13 protein-coding genes are annotated in these 16,835 nt (G+C 60.4%); 1 reads left to right on the top strand and 12 read right to left on the bottom strand.

Annotated features, from left to right (window positions below; translation table 11 throughout):
- The first annotated feature begins 154 nt into the window (after window positions 1–154).
- On the top strand, window positions 155–2,845 hold the full coding sequence (locus tag ACOBR2_RS10300; protein WP_420239925.1) for a beta-mannosidase: 2,691 nt from the start codon (window positions 155–157) through the stop codon (window positions 2,843–2,845).
- 69 nt (window positions 2,846–2,914) lie between these two features.
- Here ACOBR2_RS10300 and lpxD read toward each other — a convergent pair whose 3' ends face one another.
- From lpxD to ACOBR2_RS10240, 12 genes are all read right to left on the bottom strand, one after another.
- Window positions 2,915–3,970, bottom strand: a complete 1,056-nt coding sequence (lpxD, locus tag ACOBR2_RS10295) for a UDP-3-O-(3-hydroxymyristoyl)glucosamine N-acyltransferase (protein ID WP_420239924.1) — start codon at window positions 3,968–3,970, stop codon at window positions 2,915–2,917.
- Window positions 3,971–4,094: 124 nt separating this feature from the next.
- Window positions 4,095–5,564: an NADH-quinone oxidoreductase subunit N gene (locus ACOBR2_RS10290; protein WP_420239923.1), complete on the bottom strand. Its 1,470-nt coding sequence runs from the start codon at window positions 5,562–5,564 to the stop codon at window positions 4,095–4,097.
- Entirely contained in the window at window positions 5,561–7,087 is a 1,527-nt protein-coding gene (locus tag ACOBR2_RS10285; protein WP_420239922.1) for a complex I subunit 4 family protein, read from the bottom strand. Before ACOBR2_RS10285 ends, ACOBR2_RS10290 begins: the two co-directional genes overlap by 4 nt.
- A gap of 2 nt (window positions 7,088–7,089) precedes the next feature.
- Entirely contained in the window at window positions 7,090–9,030 is a 1,941-nt protein-coding gene (nuoL, locus tag ACOBR2_RS10280; protein ID WP_420239921.1) for an NADH-quinone oxidoreductase subunit L, read from the bottom strand.
- Window positions 9,027–9,350, bottom strand: coding sequence for an NADH-quinone oxidoreductase subunit NuoK (nuoK, locus tag ACOBR2_RS10275; protein ID WP_420239920.1), 324 nt, complete (start codon window positions 9,348–9,350; stop codon window positions 9,027–9,029). The genes nuoL and nuoK overlap by 4 nt, the downstream gene beginning before the upstream one ends.
- Window positions 9,347–9,892: an NADH-quinone oxidoreductase subunit J gene (locus ACOBR2_RS10270; protein WP_420239919.1), complete on the bottom strand. Its 546-nt coding sequence runs from the start codon at window positions 9,890–9,892 to the stop codon at window positions 9,347–9,349. Before ACOBR2_RS10270 ends, nuoK begins: the two co-directional genes overlap by 4 nt.
- 6 nt (window positions 9,893–9,898) lie before the next feature.
- Window positions 9,899–10,945 carry an NADH-quinone oxidoreductase subunit NuoH gene (nuoH, locus tag ACOBR2_RS10265; RefSeq protein ID WP_420239918.1) on the bottom strand — a complete coding sequence of 349 codons (1,047 nt, stop codon included), beginning with the start codon at window positions 10,943–10,945 and terminating at the stop codon, window positions 9,899–9,901.
- A gap of 62 nt (window positions 10,946–11,007) precedes the next feature.
- Window positions 11,008–13,293 (bottom strand): NADH-quinone oxidoreductase subunit NuoG, encoded by a 2,286-nt coding sequence (gene nuoG, locus ACOBR2_RS10260; RefSeq protein WP_420239917.1) that lies wholly within the window; start codon window positions 13,291–13,293, stop codon window positions 11,008–11,010.
- A gap of 12 nt (window positions 13,294–13,305) precedes the next feature.
- Complete coding sequence (gene nuoF, locus ACOBR2_RS10255; RefSeq protein ID WP_420239916.1) at window positions 13,306–14,613, bottom strand: NADH-quinone oxidoreductase subunit NuoF; 1,308 nt, start codon at window positions 14,611–14,613, stop codon at window positions 13,306–13,308.
- Complete coding sequence (nuoE, locus tag ACOBR2_RS10250) at window positions 14,606–15,112, bottom strand: NADH-quinone oxidoreductase subunit NuoE (RefSeq protein WP_420239915.1); 507 nt, start codon at window positions 15,110–15,112, stop codon at window positions 14,606–14,608. The genes nuoF and nuoE overlap by 8 nt, the downstream gene beginning before the upstream one ends.
- On the bottom strand, window positions 15,109–16,329 hold the full coding sequence (gene nuoD, locus ACOBR2_RS10245) for an NADH dehydrogenase (quinone) subunit D (protein ID WP_420239914.1): 1,221 nt from the start codon (window positions 16,327–16,329) through the stop codon (window positions 15,109–15,111). The genes nuoE and nuoD overlap by 4 nt, the downstream gene beginning before the upstream one ends.
- On the bottom strand, window positions 16,329–16,835 hold the full coding sequence (locus ACOBR2_RS10240) for an NADH-quinone oxidoreductase subunit C (RefSeq protein ID WP_420239913.1): 507 nt from the start codon (window positions 16,833–16,835) through the stop codon (window positions 16,329–16,331). The genes nuoD and ACOBR2_RS10240 overlap by 1 nt, the downstream gene beginning before the upstream one ends.

Below are 16,835 nucleotides of genomic sequence, written 5' to 3'. Positions count from 1 at the left end.
GAATCACTTTTTTGCTTTTTAATACGCTATCAGCAAATTCTGTGCTGATGGAAGATGGTAGATAAATCTATGGTAAGTACAGGCAAAAATCCACGAGTTTGACCGGGAGAACGGTTGGCTTTGCCGGGACGATAGCCTTGGAGGAGTGAAGAGGATGCGAAAGACGCATGGCCTGATTCTGTTGAGCGTGTTGTGGGGGGCTGCTTTCGCGCTGGCTGGGGGGCAGACGGGGTCTGCGCCCAGTCCCCGTGTTCAAGGCGTAGTGCTCGATCAGGGCTGGCAGTTCCGCCAGACCAAGCCCAACCAGAAGCTGGAAGAAAACTGGTTGAGTGCCCACGTTCCCGGTGATCTGCATCTGGACCTGCTGGCCAACAAGGCAATTCCCGATCCCTTCTACCGCGACAACGAGCAGAAGCTGCAATGGATTGAAAACGTCGGCTGGGAGTACCGGCTGGACTTCGATGTGAGCGCGGCAACGGTGGCGCACGCCAATGTGGATCTGGTCTTTGAGGGCATCGACGGCCCGGCCACGATTTTTCTGAATGGGGTGCAGATCCTGCAGGCCAACAACGCCTTCCCCATGTGGCGGATTCCGGTCAAAGCGCACATGCATGCCGGAAAAAATCATCTCTGGGTCCACTTCGATTCTCCCATCTATGCGGCCGATCAGCTGGCCCGCAAAGATCCGTGGATGGGCAAGAGCGGCACGGAGGGCAAGACGCTGCTGCGCAAGCCTGCGTATGAATATGGCTGGGACTGGGGACCGCGCTTTGTTACCAGCGGTCTGTGGAAGCCGGTGCGCATCGAGGTCTGGAATCAGGCACGGATCGAAGACTTTGCCGTGCACGAGCGCGATGTGAGCCGCGATGTTGCCCATGTGGACGCGGAAGTGGAAGTGATTGCGGCCAAGACCACGCAGGCGCGGATTGCGCTTAGTTGTGAGGAACTGGGAGTGGCCACGGAAAGCCGCTCCGTGCAAAGCCGTTCAGTCTTGCTGCATGCAGGTAGCAACAAGATCAGCTTTCCCGTGGAAGTGCGCAAGCCCCGGCTCTGGTTTCCGGCCGGCTATGGTGAGCAGCCTCTCTATCACTTCAAGGCTACGGTTGTGAGCGGAGCTGAAACCGTGACGGCCAGCCGCGCCATCGGTCTGCGCTCGGTAGTGCTGCGTCGCGATCTGGACAAGTGGGGCCGCAGCTTTGAGCTGGTGGTGAACGGCATTCCCATCTTTGCCAAGGGCGCCGATGTGATTCCCTTTGATAGCTTCGCGCCTCGTGTGACCGAGGCCGATTATCGGCGCATTTTGACCTCTGCCCGCAATGCCAACATGAACATGATCCGCCACTGGGGCGGCGGCTACTACGAGAGTGACGACTTCTATTCCATCTGCGACGAGCTGGGCCTGATGGTCTGGCAGGATTTTCAGTTCGGCAATGACTGGCAGCCCGGCAATTACAGCTTCAAGCAGAACATCGAGGCCGAGGCCGGGGAGCAGGTCGAGCGACTGCGCAATCATCCCTCCATCGTGCTGTGGAGCGGCAACAACGAGACGGAGCTGGCCTTTGGCTGGGGCCGCCGCAACCTGCTGCCGAGCGACGTGCGCATGCAGATGTGGCAGGACTACCTGACCGAGTTCAGTGGCATTCTGAACCGCGTGGTGGCGCGCCTAGCGCCGGAAACGCCCTACTGGCCCAGCTCGCCCAGCGCCGACTACGAACCGCAAACCCCCACCTTCCACTCCGGCGACGACCACATCTGGGATGTGTGGCACGGCCGCGTGCCCTTCAGCAACTACGAAACCCACCACGCCCGCTTCGTCTCCGAGTTTGGCTTCCAGTCCTTCCCGGAGATGGCGACCATCGAGAGCTTTACCACGCCGCAGGATCGCGCCAACATCTTTACGTCCGTGATGCAGGCCCATCAAAAGAACAATGAGGGCAACTCGATCATCCAGGATTACATGTTGCGGGATTACGGCGAACCGAAGGACTTTGCCAGCTTCCTCTACGCCAGTCAGGTGCTGCAGGCCGAGGGAATCAAGATGGGCGCAGAGTACTTCCGCCGCTCGCGGCCTGAAACCATGGGTTCCATCTTCTGGCAGTTGAACGACTGCTGGCCGGTCGCCTCCTGGTCTTCCATCGACTACACCGGACGCTGGAAGGCGCTGCAGTACTACGCCAAACGCTTCTACGCGCCGGTACTGGTTTCGCCGCACATTGAAAACGGCGCGGTGCGCGTGTACATTGTGAACGACACGCCAGAAAAGCTGGTGGGCGCAACCACTCTGCGGGTTCGCCTGATGGACATGAGTGGCCGCATTCTGCTCGATGATCGCAAACCGGTGAAGGTAGCCGAGCTGTCGAGCCGCGTCTACACCGAGTGGCCGCTCAAGCGCATCACCGACTCTGCTGTAACAGACACTTCCCGTGTTTTTGTTTTGGCAGAGCTTTCGAGCGGAAATACCATTCTTTCGCGGAACATTCTCTATCTGGCTCCCACCAAGGCTATCCACCTGCTGCCCGTAAAACTGAAGGTGGATGCGGTCAGCCAGATGCCGTGGGAAAAGGATCATCGCGCATGGTCACCCACGCAGCGGGAGTTTGTTCCAGCCAGAAATCTATACAAAGTGCGTGTATCTTCGCCGGTTCTGGCGCGGGATGTTTCGCTGAGCTTTGGCTCGCTGGATGTGGACCTGAGCGACAACTACTTCGACGTGTTGCCGGGCGAAACCTTTGAGGTCTACGTGTGGAGCAATGCCTCTCTTGAGCAGATCAAGGCACAGATGAAAACCGTAACGCTGGCCGATGCTTTTTCAACCGGGGGCGCAGTGGTGAGTGCGGGCAGGTAAGCAAATTTCAGCCGTCAGCGCATGGTGCTGACGGCTGAAAACATTCTGCAAAGTCCCACAGCTACAGGCTTAGTCAAGCGAAGCAGTTGGCCCCACCGCAGGTGGTTCGGTGCCGAGCGCTTTGAGGACGCGTTTTTCCAGGCGGTCCAGCCGTTTGGCCAGCTCTGGCAAACGCTGGAAGAGCGTAACCGAGCGTAGCCAGGTGCGATTATCAAAGCCCGGCGAGCCGCTGAGCACCTTGCCTGCGGGCACGTCGTGTGAAACCGCCGATTGCGCGGTCAGAATTACGCCGTCGTTCACTGTGCAGTGCCCGGCAATGCCTACCTGCCCGGCTAGAATTACGTTGTTGCCGATGATCGAGGAGCCAGCCAGCCCGGTCTGCGCGCAAACCAGCGTGCTTTTGCCGATCTTCGAACCGTGGCCCACCTGCACCAGATTGTCGATCTTGGCGTTGTCGCCGATCTCGGTTGCGCCCACCGTGGCGCGGTCAATGCATGCATTCGACTGCACATCCACGCGGTTGCCAATCACCACCGGACCCGACTGCGGAATCTTCTCCCACTCGCCCACGGCATTCTTCGAGAAACCGAATCCATCGCCGCCAATGATCGCGCCGTTTTCCAGCTTTACATCGTCGCCCAGCACGCAGTGTTCACGCACAACGGCATGCGCATGGGCAAAAAAGCGTTCGCCAATGGTCACGCCGGGGTAGATCACCACATGGGGCAGAAGGGTCGCATGTGCGCCGATCTTTGCGCCGGGGCCAACGACAACATACGCGCCAATATGCGCGCCTTCGCCTACAGTGGCTGTGGCGTCGACGACGGCTGTGGGATGAATGCCGGGCGCATACGTCGGCGGCTGATAGAAGACTTGAAGCGCCCGGCTGAATGCGTTGTAGGGATTCTGGATGCGCAGCGTGGCGGTTTCGATCTCAGGAAACTCCGGTTCGACGACCACTGCCGCGGCCTTGGTGGTGCGCGCCAGTGCGGCGTACTTGGGGTTGGCCACAAAGGTAATCTCTGTTGGGCCAGCCTCTTCAATGCCCTTGACGCCGGTTACTTCCAGCTCCGCGTTGCCGCGCAGCTCCGCTCCGAGTTTGCTTGCCAGTTCACCGAGTTTCATCGAAGTGATTGTAACGGAAGGAGCCACCCGTCCGGTTTGCGCTTCTGGTTCCAGCCAAAAAGAAGCAGGAACTCCGTGGCAAAGACGGAACGCCTGCTTCCCATTGTGAAATGCTTCGGATTGCTTACTGGGGCAGCACCTGCAGCGTATGTGCTGAGGCCTGCGCGGCATGCAGCGCGCCATTTGGCACAATGCCCAGCACCAGCGTTGCGCCCAACGCCAGCACCAGCGCCATGGAAGCCAGAATACCCACGTAGGTGGACGATGCAGGAACGGAGAGAGCCGCCTCGGGATCGCGTTGCGCAGCCGTGGCCGCCAGACGTAGATAGTAACCCGCGGCCACGCCCGAGTTCAGCAGGCCGATGATGGCGAGGGCAATGGCTCCGCCATCCACTGCGGCGGAAAAGGAATAAAACTTGCCGAAGAATCCGCCGGTGAAGGGAACGCCCACCAGCGAGATCAGGAAGAAGAGCAGCATGCTGCCGAGCACCGGCGAACGGTAGAGCAGGCCACGATAGTCGCTGACCGTGGGCAGTTCGTCGTGATAGCCGCTGACCAGCGAAATCACTGCAAAAATGCCCACATTCATGGCGGCATACGCAGCCACATAGAAGCTGGCGGCGGCAATGCCCAGCGTACCGGTTCCCGCAAATGCGGCCAGCAGGTAGCCGGCGTGCGCAATCGAGGAGTAGGCCAGCATGCGCTTCACGTTTTGCTGGCGCAGCGCGGCCAAATTGCCCACTGTCATGCTCAGGACTGCCACCACCCACAGCAGCGGCTGCCAGAGCGCGTGCAGGCTCGGGAAGACCTCATAGAGCACCCGCAGCAGGAGCGCGAAGGCCGCAGCCTTGGGGGCCGTCGAGAGCAGCGCTACCACCGGCGACGGCGCGCCTTCGTACACGTCCGGCGTCCACACATGGAAGGGCGCGGCCGAAACCTTGAAGAGAATGCCCACCAGCATCAGCGCCAGCGAGGCCAGCACCAGCGGGTGGTTGGCGGCCGTGGGAATCGCTCGGGCCAGTTCGTATACCTGTGTGGTTCCCGTTGCGCCAAAGGCCAGGGCAATGCCGTAGAGCAGAAAGCCGGTGGCAAAGGAGCCCAGCAGGAAATATTTGATGGCGGCTTCCAGACTTTTACCGTCTTCCTTGCGATAGCCAGCCAGAATGTAGGTGGCAATGGAGGAAATTTCCAGAGCGATGAAGACCAGCAGCAGTTCGATGGCCGAGGTCAGCAGACACATGCCCACCGCGCCAAAGACGACCAACGCGTAGTACTCGCCCTGATGGTGCGTGTCCTCAGGCAGTGCGTCCATGGCCAGCAGCAGGGCCACCAGCACAATGCCGCAGATCAGCACATGGAAGAAGACCGTGAAGGGACTGGTTTCCACCGTGCCAAAGTAGCCCGTGCCCATCGGCAATGAGAGCTGCCACAGGCTCACCCACAGCGCGAAGGCGGTCCCAATCGCCGCCAGCCAGCCCATGGGGCGGCGCGGTGCTTTGGCGGGCAGGCTCGCGTCAATCAGCATGATGGCCACGCCGGTCAGCGTCAAAACCACTTCAGGAAGGATGCGGAAGATGTCAGGCACTGGGTTCACCGCAGGACCTCCGAGTGATTGGCGATAAAGTTAGCGGGCAGCACGAAGGTGTGCGCCGGGCTTTGGGCAGAGGGTGGATGCACGGCTGGCTCAACCGTCTGCAGCCAGAGCGCCGGAGCCACTCCCATGACCAGCATCAGCACCACAAGCGGGGTTAGCGTGGCCAGTTCGCCCACCTGCAGGTCAGGGGCTGCAGTGGGCAGTTTGCCCTCCGCGCCGTAAAAGATCTTCTGTACCAGAATCAGCATATAAGCTGCGCCCAGAATCACGCCCAGCGCGGCGGCAATGGCCCACGCATGGCTGACGTCTGCGAAGGTGCTCGACAGAATCAGAAACTCGCCCACAAAGCCGCTCAACATCGGCAGGCCGATCATGGCGAGGGTGGCAATCACAAAGTAGGTGGCGAGGCGCGGCAGCCTTGATGCCACACCGCCGAAGCTCTCGATCTGGGTGCTGCCATAGCGTTGTTCCAGCAGTGCCAGTAGAAGGAAGATGGCTGCATCTACCACGCCGTGACTCAGAATCTGGAATACGGCCGCGTTCCAGCCGATCTGGGTCTGGCCGTATATCGCAAGCGTAATCAGGCTCAGATGGCTGAGCGCGGCGTAGGCCATCAACTTCCAGAACTCGCGTTGCACCAGAGCAAGGCAAGCGCCATACAGAATGCCGATGACGGCCAGCGCGATCAGTAATGGGGCAATGTACTTTGCCTGATCGGGGAACAGGCCGATGTGGAAGCGCAGCATGGAGTATAGGCCCAGCTTGCCAGCCACCACCATGGCCAGAGCCACGGGGGCTTCGGTGAATGTGTCGCTGAGCCAGCCATGCAGCGGAAAGACCGGAACCTTGACCGCGAAGGCGAAGAGGAAGGCGAGCGATGCCCACCACAGAGCGGCAGAGGAGAATCCGCCGTGGGTAAGCAGGATCTGCAGCCAGACGTAATCGAAGCTGTGGGTCTGGCTATAGATCCACAGAATGGCCACCAGCAGCGGAGCCGAGGGGATGAAGGTGAAAAGGAAGAACTTCAGCGCAGCCTTGGCGCCATCCTTGCGGCCATACATGGCGATCAGAATCGCCATCGGCACCAGCGAAAGCTCCCAGAAGCCGTAGTAGAGCATCAGATCGAGCGCCACAAAAACGCCCACCATGGCCGTTTGCTGAATCAGAAAGAGCGAGTAGAAAACCTTGCGCCGCTCCTTGATCGCGTTCCAACTGGCCACCACTCCCACCGGAGCCAGCAGGCCCACCAGAACCACAAACCACAGGCTCAGTCCGTCCACTCCCACGTGGTAGTTGATGGCCGGGCTCTCGATCCAGGGAAGGTTGATCTCGTACTGGAAGCCCGCCTGCGCGGCCTGGAAATGCGCGGGCAGATGCAGCGTGAGGCCGAAGCTCACGAGCGTCGTCAGCAGGGCAATCCAGTTCGGTAGCCTGCCCCGGTCAGGCACCAGCGCAACCAGCAGCGCGCCCACCAGAGGAACCAGCAGAATCAGGGTCAGAATCGTGTGATTAAGTACTTCCATGCTCAGTGCCCCGCAGCTTTCGTGAGGATGTGAAGAAAGGGTGCGATGAGCTCCCAGGGCAGAATCGTGTAGAGCAGTAGTGCCGCAGCACCCGCCGCCAGCCACGCCGCATAACTGCGCAGATTGCCCGATTGCCAATACTGTAAAATCGCGCCGCTCAGGTTGGCAACGCCTGCCAGCAGCCAGGCCAATCCGCCAAGAATCGCAAAGTCCACCACCCCTTCGAGGACGAAGCGCGAGAGCAGCAGCAGCGGCTTGACGATCAGCACGTTGTAGATCTCATCCATATAGTACTTGCCCGCTACCAGCGTATAGACCGGGCCAATCGAGGTGGCAAGCTTGGCCGGAGCCTCCGGCTTTGCGGAATAGAAGATGTGCGCGATCAGCAGACCAAGCGCGGCGAGGGCGACGGCGATCACGCTAAGAATGATCTCCAGATGCGGAATCGAGCTTTCAAGATGCAGCGCGCCGGTGGAGGGAGCAAGGAAGGAAGAAAAACGTTCGACGCCGATCCAGCCGCCAACAATCGAGAGCAGCGCCAGCAGTACAAGCGGACCCAGCATCGACCATGGACTCTCGTGGGCATGCAGGTCTTCCGAACGCGATTTGCCGAGGAAGGCCAGGTACCAGAGCCGGAACATGTAGACCGAGGTGAGCAGTGCCGTCAGCGCGCCTATGGCCCACAGCAGCGGACCATAGCCGGGGACGAGGAAGGCGGCGTAGAGAATCGCGTCCTTGCTGAAGAAGCCCGCCAACGGATAGAAGCCGGCAATGGCGAAGACGCCGACGGTCGTAACGGCGAAGGTGACAGGTAGCTTCTTCCAAAGCCCGCCCATCTTGCGCAGATCCTGCTCACCGCCGAGGCCGTGAATCACCGAGCCCGCCGCCAGGAAGAGCAGCGCCTTGAAGAAGGCGTGGGTCATCAGGTGGAAGATGCCAGCCGAGTATGCCGCCACGCCGCAGGCCAGAAACATGTAGCCCAGCTGCGAGATGGTGGAGTAGGCCAGCACCCGTTTGATGTCGTTCTGCGCCAGCCCAATGGTGGCTGCAAAAAGCGCCGTGGCCGCGCCCACGATGGCGACGATGGCCAAAGCGACAGGCGCATGATCGAAGAGCACATGCAGGCGCGCGATCATGTAAACGCCCGCCGTCACCATGGTGGCCGCGTGGATTAGCGCCGAGACCGGCGTGGGGCCCTCCATGGCGTCGGGTAGCCAGATGTAGAGGGGCAGTTGCGCGCTCTTGCCGGTTGCGCCCAGCAGCAGGCAGAGCGCAATCACCGTGAGCACGCCGCCCTGCCATCCGGCGCAGGCCGTGATCTTGCTGGCAATCTCCGTGAAGGTGAGTGTGCCAAAGTTGGCGATCAGGTAGAAGAGCGCCACCAGAAAGCCGAAGTCACCCACGCGGTTGACGAGAAAGGCTTTTTTACCGGCACTCGCGGCCGAATCCTTGCTGAAGTAAAAGCCGATCAGCAGGTACGAAGCCAGTCCCACACCCTCCCAGCCGACGAACATCAGCAGGGCATTGCCCGCGAGCACCAGCACCGTCATGAAGAAGAGGAAGAGGTTCAGGTACGCAAAGTACCGCGCATAGCCTTCTTCCTCGGCCATATAGCCCACCGAGTAGACGTGAATCAGGAAGCCTACGCCGGTGATCACCAGCAGCATGACCAGCGCAAGCGGATCGAGCACAAAGCTGAAGTCCACATGGAAGCTGCCCACACTGATCCAGGGAACGGGGCAGCTTTCCACGAAGGGCTTTGCGGCTCCCGTGGTGAAGAAGATCCATGCGGCGCGCACGACCACACTGAACGAGGCCAGCGGCGCAAGCAAGGCGACCGTGGTGACGAGCCATTTCGGCAATCGCTTGCCCAACAGGCCATTCACCACGAAGCCGCAGAGCGGCAGAAGCGGAATCAGACTCAGATACAAAGGCTCGTTCATAGCTTCATCAGGTCGATACGGTCGACGGCCAGGGTTGCGCGTGCGCGGAAGATGGCAATGATGATTGCAAGGCCCACAGCAGCTTCCGCCGCCGCAACCATCATCACAAAGAAGACGAAGATCTGACCCTTGACCGCATGCCACTGGCAGGCGAAGGTCACAAAGGAAAGATTCACGGCGTTCAACATCAGCTCAATCGACAGGAAGACGGTAATCAGATTGCGCTTGATCAGAAAGCCGATGACACCCAGCACGAAGAGCGCGGCGCTGAGCAGCAGAAACCAGGAAAGCGGAACCTGTTGGGCGAGGAATCCATTCATCGCGAGTTCCTTTCTTGCGGATGATTGCCGCCCTGATTTCCGTCTTGCTCGCCGTGGCCCTTGCTGGCCAAGGCTACCGCGCCCAGAATCGCAATCAGGATCAGCACCGAGGTGACCTCGAAGGGCAGCAGCAGCTCATGGAAGAGCACCCGGCTCAGGTCTTCGGTCGTGACCATGGCGTTCTTCGGACCGGCCGAGCCCAGACCCTGCGCGGAGAGAATCACCGAGGCAATTGCGGCCAGAATCACCACCACGGCAGGAAAGCCGACGATGCGATAGGCCTTGCTGCCCAGCGTATGCTCTTCGCGGCCGGCATTAAACAGCATCACCACGAAGGTGAACAGCACCATGACCGCGCCAGCGTAGACGATCACCTGCGCCACGGCCAAAAACTCCGCGCCCAGCAGCAGGTAAAGAACCGCCAGCGAAGTCATCACCACAATCAGCGACAGGGCGCTGTTGAGCGGATGGCTCTGCACCAGCAGATTCACGGCCCCGGCCAGGCAGAAGACGGCGAAGAGTACGAAGAAGATCAGATGCATCTTTCCTTACCGGTAGGCAAGCCAGAGGCTGGTCGCCACAATGTTCAGAATGGCCAGCGGCAACAGCCACCGCCATCCAAAGTTCATTAACTGGTCATAGCGGAAGCGGGGCAACGTGCCGCGCACCCACACGTAAAGACAGAGGAAGCTGAAGACCTTGAGCACGAACCAGAAGATCGGCATCAGCGCATGCACAAAGATGTTCTGCGGCGGCGGAATCAGGTCGCCGAGCGGGCTGGTCCAGCCGCCCAAAAACAGCAGCGTGGCCACGCAGCCCACGTTGATCATGTTGCCGTACTCGGCCATAAAGAACATGGCGAACTTCATCGAGCTGTACTCGATGTTGTAGCCACCCGCCAGTTCGCTTTCCGCTTCTACAAGGTCGAAGGGCGAGCGGTTCGTCTCGGCAAAGGCTGAAATCAAATACACAAAGAAGGCCAGAAACTGGAAGCCACCAAAGATGTTCCAACTGGCGATGCCGTGCGTAGACTGCTGCTCCACAATTTTGCGCAGGTTGAAGGTGCCTGAGACCAGCACCACGCCCACCAGCGACATTCCCAGCGCCAGCTCGTAGCTGATCATTTGCGCCGAAGCGCGCAACGAGCCGAGTAGCGAGAATTTGTTGTTCGACGACCACCCGGCCAGCGCCACGCCGTAGACGCCCATCGAAGTCACTGCCAGAATCACCAGCAGGCCGATGTTGGTGTTCGAAATCTCAAAGAGGTCAAAGCCGCCAGGACCGATTTTCGGCTCGCCAAACGGCACTACGCTGATCAGCAGCAGCGCACAGCCAAGCGAGAGAATCGGCGCCAGCAGATAGAGCGGCTTGTAGACGTTGGCGGGGATCAGGTCCTCTTTGAGGAAGGACTTTGCGCCATCGACGAGTGGCTGCAGCAGGCCGAAGGGACCAACCCGCGTGGGTCCCCAGCGGTTCTGGATGCGGCCCACCAGCTTGCGCTCCAGCAGCACCGTGTAGGCCACGCCCATCAGCATCACCACCGTTACCACGATGGCCTTGAGCAGGCTCCAGAGAATAAATGCGAGAATCGTCACGTGCCTTCAGCCTTTTCTGCGTTGATCCGTCGCGCAACAGCCTCGCGGCGGAAAGGTTGAACTCAATGCTGCGCAGTCTTGTGTGTTTTTTCCTGATGCTCTTCGAGTGCCTTGAGCGCCTTGCTGTGGCGGCCCAAGGGCCCTGCGGAAAACTGTGCCACTACCTTCACCGCAGGCTCTTCCACGCCCATCAGGGCCTCAATGGGAACAAAATTGCTGGGAACAAAGTTTTCCGGTGCGACCGTCTCTGCGTGCTCCGCGTTGCCGGTCAGCAGTTGGATGCGGTCAAGCGCGTAGCCGGGAACCGCCTGCGCGATTTCGTCGAGGATGGCCAGCGGATCGAAGGGGCTCAGGCGCGGCTCCAGGCCATTTGCCTCCAGGTAAACCGCATGACGATCTGCCTCGCCAGCCTGTGCGCCGCGCGATTGGCCGAGATCGGCGCTCGCACCCTTGCCGAAGGGAACCAGCGTCTTCACGTCGGCTCCCATGGCTCCTGCTAGGCGCACCATGATTTCGAAGTCGGGCTTGATGCCAGGCAGATCCGCGCCCTTGTTCACGCGCTGCACATCGCCGTAGCTGTTGGTGACGGTGCCGGACTTCTCGTAGAGCGTGGCCGCAGGCAGTACCACATCGGCGAGTGCCGCCGTTTCGGTCAAAAAGCTGTCGGTAACTACCAGAAAGGTCTTCTTGAGCGCGGCGGAATCAAAACCAGGCACCGCCGCCGGGTTTGCACCCACCAGCAGCAGCGCGGCAATCTCGTCTTTGGCGGCAGATTCGACCATGCTGGCCAGCGTCTTGCCCGGGGGTGCAGCGGGCTTGTAGCCGGGCAGAAGATCGGATGCAATACCCATGTCGGCTGCGCCTCGCGCATTCACTTCGTCGCCGAGCAGGGCAAAGCGTACGCCGGGCTTCTGAACTCCCCACGCAACCAGCGAACGAATCGCCTCACTACCGCACTGCGGGCCCAGAATCACGACGAGCGACTCTTCCTCGCGGACGGCGCGGCTAAACTCTGCTTCGCCTGCCAGCAGTTTGGCCAGATCTTCCCCAGCCGCAAGCCGCAGCGTAAGTTTGGCCTGCCGGTCAAGCTTGATCGGCTGAGGGTTGGCAATGTAAAGCCGCGTCCGGTGCAGACGAACGGCCGTGCGCAGCATCCAGGCCGTCAGCGGATGCTCCATCGTGGGGTCCGCGCCCACCAGCAGCACTGCCGCCGGCGCTTCCAGATCCTTAAGGCTGGCCGTGCGGTCGCTGTTACCGGCCAGCGCGGCGGCAAAAACAGCGTAATCAGTGGTGCGTTCGTGGTCAATGTTGCTGGTTCCGAGCACCGTGCGCGCCAGCTTCTGCAACAGGAAATTTTCTTCGTTGGTGGAGCGTTTGGAGCCGACGACGCCCAGCGCCGCGCCCCCCTTGGTATCACGAATCTCCTTGAGCCGTGCGCCTGCCGTGCGCAGCGCCTGCTCCCAGGTGGAAGCTTCGAGCTTGCCTTCGCTGTTGCGGACGAGCGGTGTGGTCAGCCGTTCTTCGCTGTGCACCAGATCGAAGCCGAAGCGGCCACGCGCACACAGAAAGTCGCCATTCAGGCCACTCTTGTCGCGGTTGTCGGCCCGTATAATCTCCGCGCCCTCGCTGGTTGCCCGCACGCCCAGTGTGACCTTGCAGCCATCGCCGCAGTGGGTGCAAACGGTGGAAACGTGGTTCATCTCCCACGGGCGAGTCTTGTAGCGGTAACTTCCAGAAGTCAGCGCGCCCACCGGGCAGATGTCGATACATTGGCCGCACTGTTCGCAGTCCAGTTGGTCCACATTGTTCGGTGCAATCACCGCACTTGAGCCGCGATTCTGAATCCCCAGGGCCCACACGTCCATGCCTTCGCCGCAGACGCGCACGCAACGATAGCAAAGAATGCAGCGAGGCCGATCATAGAAGACGGCTGGCGACCACTGCTGTTCTTCGCGATGGTTCTTGGCGTTCTCATAGAGGCTTTCGCCCGCGCCGTACTTGAAGGTCATGTCCTGCAGTTCGCACTCGCCGCCCGCGTCGCACACCGGGCAATCCAGCGGATGGTTGCCGAGCAGCAGTTGCAGCATGGCTTTGCGCGACTGATGAATCTCTTCCGTGTCGGTAAAAAAGACCTGTCCCTCAGCGACGGTTGTAGTGCATGCCGTCTGCAGCTTGGGAACCTTTTCCTGGCGCACCAGACACATGCGGCAGGCCGCCTGCAGGCTCAGCCCGGGATAGTAGCAGAAGGCCGGAATCTCGATGCCCGCCTTGCGGCAGGCCTCAATCAGCAGCGTCCCGGCAGGGGCTGTAAGAAGCTTTCCATCGACTGTGAAGGTTACATCTGCCATTCTCTTTGCCCCTTAAAGCACAGCCAGATCGGTGTGGTTGGCGAACGGACAGGCTTTGCCGTTCAGGTGATCCTCGAACTCCTTGCGGAACTTTTTCACAAAGGCGAGAGTCGGCATTGCGGCCGCATCGCCCAGCGGGCAGAAGGTGCGCCCCATCATGTTTTCGGCCAGATACTTGATCGTGTCAATGTCGCGCTCTTCGGCGTAGCCGGCATGCACGCGCGTGATCTGCTTCTTCAGCCAGTCAGTGCCTTCGCGGCAGGGGATGCACCAGCCGCAGCTCTCATGCTGATAAAAGCTGATGGTGCGCAGCGCGAACTCCACCATGCAGGTCTGATCGTCCAGCACCACCACGCCCGCCGAGCCCATCATGGAGCCAGCCTTGCCTACCTGATCGAAGTCCAGACCAATGTCAATCTCGTTGGGCAAAAGCACGGGCGTCGACGATCCGCCGGGAACCACGGCCTTCAACTGCCGTCCGCCGCGCACACCGCCCGCTACTTCGTAGATGAGCTTCTTCAGGTTGTAACCCATCGGCATCTCGTAGACGCCGGGTCGCTCCACGTGGCCGCTCACGCCGAACAAGCGTGTGCCGCCGTTGCGCTCTGAGCCTACCGCCGCAAAGGCCGCGCCGCCCATGGCAATCACATGCGGAACCGTGGCAATCGTCTCGGCATTGTTGATGACCGTCGGGCCACCATACAGGCCAACCACGGCCGGGAAGGGAGGCTTGATGCGCGGCACGCCCCGCTTGCCTTCAAGCGATTCCATCAGCGCCGACTCTTCGCCCACTTCATAGGCACCTGCGCCGGTCTGGGTAATAATTTCGAACTCCTGCCCGGAGCCGAAGATATTCTTGCCCAGAAAGCCCTTGGCATAAGCATCGGCCACGGCCTTTTCCATGATCTCCAGCAGGTAGCGATACTCGCCGCGCAGATAGATGAAGCCCGTCTTTGCGCCAATCGCCAGACCCGCAATGATGGTGCCTTCGATGATGGTGTGCGGATCGTGCAGGAAGATCAGATGATCCTTGCAGGTGCCCGGCTCGCTCTCATCGCCATTGACCAGAACATATTTCGGCTTGGCCGACTGCTTGGGCACAAACGACCACTTCAAGCCGGTCGGGAAGCCCGCGCCGCCGCGTCCGCGCAATCCCGAGGCCTTCATCACCTCGATGATCCATTCGGGCCCCTTTTCAATGCAGGTGCGCGCCGACTGATAGCCGCCCAGTTCAATGTATTTGTCGATGTTGGCCGCGCCCTTGCCAAAGCGGCTGGAGACGATCTTCACTTCGTCGGGATGGGAGACCAGTCTAGGCATTGCCAGCCTCCTTGGCGCGATACTCCGCCACAATCTGCGGCACAGCCTCGGGCGTCAGCTCATCGTGATAGGTGTAGTTGACCTGAATGGCCGGGCCCCAGCAACAGGCACCGATGCACTCCACTTCTTCCAGAGAAAAAACGCCATCGGGCGTGGTCTGCTTGGGCCCAATGCCCAGTTCCTGCTGGAAGCGTTCGAAGAGCGGATAGGCCCCACGCAGCATGCAGCTAATGTTGGTGCAGACCTGAATGTTGTACTTGCCCACCGGCTTGAAGCGCAGCATCGAGTAGTAGGTGGCCACGTTGCGCACCTCCAGCTCCGTAATGCCGATGCGCTCGGCTACTTCGCTGACCACCGCATCGGAAAGATAGCCGATCTCGTCCTGCGCGTAGAGCAGCATGGGGATCAGCGCCGAGCGTTTGACCGGATACTTCAGCACTAGCGCGTCAAAACGCGCGGCCAGCTTAGGCGAAAAGATGCTCATCGTTTCGGCGCTCATCGGTCAATCTCTCCCAGCACAATGTCGATCGAGCCAATTACCGCAACCACATCGGCGATCATCTGGCCCTTGCACATCGTTTCCAGCGCCTGCAGCGTGGCAAACGAAGGATAGCGCATATGCACGCGGCAGGGTTTGGCCGAGCCATCGCTCACCACGTGGTAGCCCATCTGCCCATGGCCGCACTCAATGCCCTGATAGACCTCACCGGCCGGCACGTTGAAGCCTTCGGTGACGATCTTGAAGTGATGGATCAGAGCCTCCATCTGCGTCTTCATCTTCTCGCGGTCGGGCAGCACAATCTTGGGCGCATCGGCCTTCACCGCGCCTTCCGGCATGCCGTCGAGCGCCTGCTGGATGATCTTGATGCTCTCGCGCATCTCAATCATGCGCACCTCGTACCGTGCCCAGCAGTCGCCATCGGTGGAGATGGGCACGTTGAAGTTGAACTTCTCGTAGCTGGAGTAAGGCATGTCGCGCCGCAGGTCGAAATCAATGCCGGAAGCGCGCAGCGGCGGGCCTGTCACGCCGAGGGCAATCGCGTCCGCGCCGGAAATATAGCCCACGCCCTTCAGGCGGTTGCGGAAGATCGGGTTGCCGGTCAGCAGGTTGGAGTACTCGTCGATCTTTTCCGGCAGAATCTTGATGAAGGCCTGCACCCGCCCGAGAAAGTCCAGCGGCGGCTCCATCACCAGTCCACCGATGCGGAAGTAGCTGGTCATCATGCGCTGTCCGGCCAAAGCCTCAAACATGCGCAGAATCTCTTCACGCTCGCGGAAGGTGTACAGAAAAACGGTGAGCGCGCCAATGTCCATGGCGTGCGTTCCCAGCCAGATCAGATGCGAATTCAACCGGCTCAGCTCAGTCAGCAGCACCCGCAGCCACTGCGCCTTCTCGGGAATCTCCAGCTGCAGCAGCTTTTCCACCGCCAGGCAGTAGCCCAGGTTGTTGGCCAGCGGATCCAGGTAATTCACACGGTCGGTCAGCGGAACCACCTGCTGGTAGAACTTGGCCTCGCAGGTTTTTTCTATGCCTGTATGCAGATAGCCAATCTCGGGGTAGAGCCGCACCACGATTTCGCCATCGAGTTCGAGCACCAGCCGCAAAACACCATGCGTTGCCGGGTGCTGCGGACCCATGTTGATGACCATGTGCTGGTCATGCGCGCCTTCGGCCGGAGGAGCTGCCAGAATAGGCGTACCAATCGTTTCAGCCATTAGCGGTAGCCCTCCACGGGATAGTCCTTGCGCAGCGGATAGCCTTCCCACTCGTCGGGCATCATGATACGCCGCAGGTTGGGGTGGCCGGTAAAGCGGATGCCAAACAGGTCAAAAACTTCGCGCTCATAGTAATTGGCGGCAGGCCAAGCAGGTGTAATCGAAGGCAGCTCGGGGTTGGCTTCCTCCACAAACGCCCGCAGCCGGATCCGCTCCTTGTACGCGTGCGAGAGCAGGTGATAGCTCAACTGGAAGCGCGGCGCGGAAGGGAACCAGTCGACCGCCGTCATATCTTCAAAAAAGTTGTAGCCTGCGGCCTGGAGGGCTTGAGCCGCCTCCAGAATCGATGTGCTCGGCACGGTCAGCGAGAGTTCGCCCCGATCGAGGAGCGCATCCACTATGGCCCTGGGATTCCAGCCAAGCAACACCTTCACGGCCGGGTGGTCGGGCAGAGCTTCCGTAACGGCCTGCACACCAGACAATCTTTCCTTCAGGGTTTCGGACAT

Origin of the sequence: Telmatobacter bradus, from assembly GCF_048629425.1 — a bacterium.
GTDB classification, from domain to species: Bacteria; Acidobacteriota; Terriglobia; order Terriglobales; family Acidobacteriaceae; genus Telmatobacter; species Telmatobacter bradus.
Note: the sequence above shows the minus strand (reverse complement) of the source record. Positions and strands in the feature narration are given on the sequence as shown.

Excerpts from the sequence above, each read along its gene's own strand:
- nuoE (WP_420239915.1), bottom strand. The coding sequence starts at position 15,112 with ATGAGCGCCGAAACGATGAGCATCTTTTCGCCTAAGCTGGCCGCGCGT.
- nuoK (WP_420239920.1), bottom strand. The coding sequence starts at position 9,350 with ATGAATGGATTCCTCGCCCAACAGGTTCCGCTTTCCTGGTTTCTGCTG.
- lpxD (WP_420239924.1), bottom strand. The coding sequence starts at position 3,970 with ATGAAACTCGGTGAACTGGCAAGCAAACTCGGAGCGGAGCTGCGCGGC.
- nuoF (WP_420239916.1), bottom strand. The coding sequence starts at position 14,613 with ATGCCTAGACTGGTCTCCCATCCCGACGAAGTGAAGATCGTCTCCAGC.
- nuoL (WP_420239921.1), bottom strand. The coding sequence starts at position 9,030 with ATGAACGAGCCTTTGTATCTGAGTCTGATTCCGCTTCTGCCGCTCTGC.
- ACOBR2_RS10270 (WP_420239919.1), bottom strand. The coding sequence starts at position 9,892 with ATGCATCTGATCTTCTTCGTACTCTTCGCCGTCTTCTGCCTGGCCGGG.
- ACOBR2_RS10240 (WP_420239913.1), bottom strand. The coding sequence starts at position 16,835 with ATGTCCGAAACCCTGAAGGAAAGATTGTCTGGTGTGCAGGCCGTTACG.
- nuoD (WP_420239914.1), bottom strand. The coding sequence starts at position 16,329 with ATGGCTGAAACGATTGGTACGCCTATTCTGGCAGCTCCTCCGGCCGAA.
- nuoG (WP_420239917.1), bottom strand. The coding sequence starts at position 13,293 with ATGGCAGATGTAACCTTCACAGTCGATGGAAAGCTTCTTACAGCCCCT.
- ACOBR2_RS10300 (WP_420239925.1), top strand. The coding sequence starts at position 155 with ATGCGAAAGACGCATGGCCTGATTCTGTTGAGCGTGTTGTGGGGGGCT.
- ACOBR2_RS10285 (WP_420239922.1), bottom strand. The coding sequence starts at position 7,087 with ATGGAAGTACTTAATCACACGATTCTGACCCTGATTCTGCTGGTTCCT.